At 62.1% G+C, this 3,698-nt stretch carries 3 protein-coding genes; 2 read left to right on the forward strand and 1 reads right to left on the reverse strand.

Translation table 11 applies throughout. From position 1 onward, the window contains the following. Window positions 1-263: 263 nt before the first annotated feature. Both VJ604_RS04760 and VJ604_RS04765 read left to right on the forward strand, forming a co-directional pair. Window positions 264-1,568: an L-lactate MFS transporter gene (locus tag VJ604_RS04760; RefSeq protein ID WP_324080237.1), complete on the forward strand. Its 1,305-nt coding sequence runs from the start codon at window positions 264-266 to the stop codon at window positions 1,566-1,568. A 143-nt stretch (window positions 1,569-1,711) separates the two neighbouring features. After that, complete coding sequence (locus tag VJ604_RS04765) at window positions 1,712-2,866, forward strand: pilus assembly protein TadG-related protein (protein WP_324080238.1); 1,155 nt, start codon at window positions 1,712-1,714, stop codon at window positions 2,864-2,866. A 185-nt stretch (window positions 2,867-3,051) separates the two neighbouring features. Here the strand turns inward: VJ604_RS04765 and VJ604_RS04770 are convergent. Further along, window positions 3,052-3,698, reverse strand: a 647-nt coding sequence (locus VJ604_RS04770; RefSeq protein WP_324080239.1) for a carbonic anhydrase, incomplete at its 5' end; no start/stop codon positions are given.

The raw sequence follows: 3,698 nt of genomic DNA on the forward strand, positions 1-3,698 counted from the left end.
TTGTGCAAATATGGCGCGTTTTGTGAAACAAGGTGCTGATATTACAATGCATATCTCCGAGGTCCTCGTTTCAGGCACACCAAACGGTTTTGCACCCATGCGAAATGAGGAGGGGAGCGCTAAAAACGCCCTTTCTTGGACCATCCTGGCAAGTCATTGAAAAATCGTGACTTTTCAGAATATACGAAATGCTAGAACGTTGGTATGCAAGTTGCTAATAGGTATGGCAGGCGTCATCAAATCCACTATGGAGGTATAAAGGCATGTCACAAACGTCATCTAGCAAGGGCTGGCAGGTAGTAATGGCCGGAACCGGTATCAACCTGGCGCTCGGGGTGCTGTATGCCTGGAGTATCTTCAAAGGCGCGATTCAGGCGTCCATCAAGGCTGGAGGACCTGACGCCTTCAACTGGAGCCTGGCCTCGGTCAACGATCCCTACGCTCTTTGCTGCCTCTTCTTCGCCTTCTCCATGATCATCGCCGGCAAGTGCCAGGACAAGATCGGCCCCGCGCGCACCGCGCTGATCGGCGGCCTGCTGGTGGGCGCCGGCTTCGCCCTGATGGGCTACTCCAACAGCTACGCCGCCTGGGTCACCGGCTTCGGCGTGCTGGCTGGTTCCGGCTTCGGTTTCGGCTACTCCGCGGCCACCCCGCCGGCCCTCAAATGGTTCTCCGCCAAGAAGACCGGCCTCATCGCCGGCATCGTGGTGGCGGGCTTCGGTCTGGCGCCGGTCTACATCGCGCCGCTCTCCAGCTACCTGCTCGGCGTCTACGGTATCCAGAAGTCGATGTTCATCCTGGGCGCCGGCTTCCTGGTCATCGTCTGCGGCCTCTCCTTCCTGCTTGCCAACCCGCCCAAGGGGTATGTCCCGGCAGAGCCGGCCGTGAAGGGTGATGCCGCTCCGGTCAAGAAAGCCGCTGTTGCCGATGCCAACGTCTCCGAAATGCTGCGCTCCGGCAAGTTCTACCTCCTCTGGATCAACTTCTTCATCGGCGCTGGTGCAGGCCTGATGGTGATCGGTTCCGTGGCCGGCCTCGCCAAGCACTCCATGGGCTCCATGGCCTTCGTAGCGGTCGCCATCATGGCGATCGGCAACGCCTCCGGCCGCGTGGTTGCCGGCGTTCTCTCCGACAAGATCGGCCGCCGCGCCACCCTGACCATCATGCTCTCCTTCCAGGCGATCCTGATGTTCTCCGCCATCCCGGTGGTCGGCTCCAACTCCGCCGTGCTGCTGGTGCTGCTTGCCTCCCTGATCGGCTTCAACTACGGCTCCAACCTGACCCTGTTCCCCTCCTTCGCCAAGGACTACTGGGGGTTCAAGAACTACGGCCTCAACTACGGCACCCTGTTCACCGCCTGGGGCGTGGGCGGCCTGGTGATGGGTCGCGTCTCCGAGATGCTGAACGCACAGCCGGGCGGCCTCAACAAGTCCTTCATCCTGGCCGGCGCCTGCCTGGCCTCCGGCACCATCCTCACCTTCTTCCTGCGTGAGAAGAAAGCGGTGACGGTCGAGGCTACCGAGATGGTGGGCGAGAAGGTTGCCGTCAAGGTCGGCACCTCCGCCTAACTGAAGTTGCCGAAGACAGAGTGACACAAGAGGGTCATGCATACGCCTGCATGACCCTCTTCTTTTTTTGCGGAAGCATCCCGCCCGATCTGTGCTAGTATGTGGCACCCTGAATAATGTCTGCAGCAAAGAGGATGGACTGGATGGATACTACCTACGTCTCTATCATGCTGGTTGTTTTCCTGGTGGTGACCGGCCTCGCCATTGATATCGGCTATATGTACGTCAGCGAGGAAGATCTGCAGACGACCGCTGAGACAGCAGCCCTGTCTGGTGCGGAGGCGATCAAGCAGCGGATACTGTTCCAGGTCCAGCACGACCCGAAGAAGATACAGCAGGCTACCACCGATCTCGTACAGCCCGCCGCCCGCAGCGCTGCGGTGGAGGCCGTTTCCGGCAAACACACCGCGGCCGCCCTGATGGAACTGGCCAACAACAACGGCAACGCCCTGACCGAGAACAACGACGTCACCGTCGGGTTCTGGGACGTCACCAACCGTACCTACCAGCCGGGGGGGACGCCGGTCAACGCCATCCAGGTCAGGACCAAGCGGACGGCGGAGAGCTCCTCGGTAGGGCTTGGAACCCTGGGGAGCTTTCTGGCCAGGATCACCGGCACCGAGTCCTTTGGCTCCACCCCGGTCGCCATCGCCGCCATCCCCCTGGGGAGCCGCTCCAACATAGCCGTCTGCTCCGAGGTTGCCGCCGACCAATCCTGCACCTACCCGGAGGTCTGCTCGCTGGCGGAGAAGAAGCTGATCCCGGCCGGCACCGATGCCGTCGGCAGCCAGGCCCGCGGGCACTACCTCTACACTTCGCTTTTGCACCCTCCCACCATCACCAACACGATGTCCGAGATGGTCTGCCAGGAGATGCCCCAGCAGCAGGTATGCAGCACGGGCATCTACACCGCCGCCGGCACCACGAACGCCATCCTGCGCGATATCAAGGCGATGATGTACGACCCGAAGGTGGACAGCGGCAACAAGGAGTTCGACAAGAGCGGGAGGCTTTTGGGGTGGTGGGTGGTGGTGCCGGTAACCGACTGCGGAGCTGTCAAGCCCCTCGATAGCTTTGAGTTGAGGACGGTTACCAAGTACGCGATGGTGAGGATCAGCAGGATCTGCGCGAGCGGTAAGCCCGGCTGCGGGCACGAAGGCACCGTGACCAGCCAGTCTCCCATCGCCTGTGGTGCCGCCGACGAAGGAATCTACATCGACCGCATCGCGAGCGTGGCCTGCGGCAGCAAGAGCCTGAAGGAGTTCCCCAGCCTGCACCCGGTACTGGTCGAGCAGTAAACCTTTACCCCGGCCCCATTCAGGGGAGAGGGTGCCCGAAGGGCGGGTGAGGGCATCCTGCGAGCAGGAGTTGCTTCCCTCACCCCCGCCCCTCTCCCCTAAAGGGGCGAGGGGGGTAGGGCTGCATGAAGAAGGGGGCGGCCCTCTGGGCCCGCCCCCTTCTTAACCATGGTATGAAACATCAACTACTGAAGCAGGGTGACCTTGCCGTCGTCCAGGTCGTACTTGGCCGCCACGATCTTGATCTTTCCTTCCTTCAGCTCGTGGGCGAGCACCTTCGACTTCTTGGTCAGGTCGGCAGCCACCGCCTTAGCGTTCAGGCTGACCGCGCACTCCACGATCTCTTCGGTGCTTTTACCTTTGCAGGTCTTCTTCGCTTTTTTTGCGGAGGGCTCGATGGCTTTCACGATCGCCCCGATGTTCCCTTCCGGTTTCCCCTTCGCCTTCACCGAGGCGGTCACCGCGCCGCAGCGCTCATGACCGAGCACCATGATGAGCGGCGAGCCGAGGTGCTCGGCGGCATACTCGATGCTCCCCAGCACGATCGGGTCGGCGACGTTGCCGGCCACCCTGACCACGAAGACCTCGCCCAGCGACTGGTCGAAGATCAGCTCGGGCGGGACCCTGGAGTCGGAGCAGGAAAGGATGATGGCGTAGGGGTGCTGGCTGGTGGCGAGCTTGGCGCGGGCGGATGCGTCGGTTGCCGCGCAGGTCCCCAGCTTGCTCTCCACGTAGCGTGCGTTGCCGTCCATCAGCTTCTGCAGCGCCTGGTCGGCGGTGACTCCGGAACCTTCGGCTGCGAAGGCGAGTCCAACGGTTGCAGCGAGGCCCG

The sequence above is a fragment of the Geomonas sp. genome (genome assembly GCF_035254065.1).
Taxonomy (GTDB): Bacteria; Desulfobacterota; Desulfuromonadia; order Geobacterales; family Geobacteraceae; genus Geomonas.

What these genes read in the sequence shown, in the direction of transcription:
- VJ604_RS04760 (WP_324080237.1), top strand. Translation starts at nt 264, where the DNA reads ATGTCACAAACGTCATCTAGCAAGGGCTGGCAGGTAGTAATGGCCGGA.
- VJ604_RS04765 (WP_324080238.1), top strand. Translation starts at nt 1,712, where the DNA reads ATGGATACTACCTACGTCTCTATCATGCTGGTTGTTTTCCTGGTGGTG.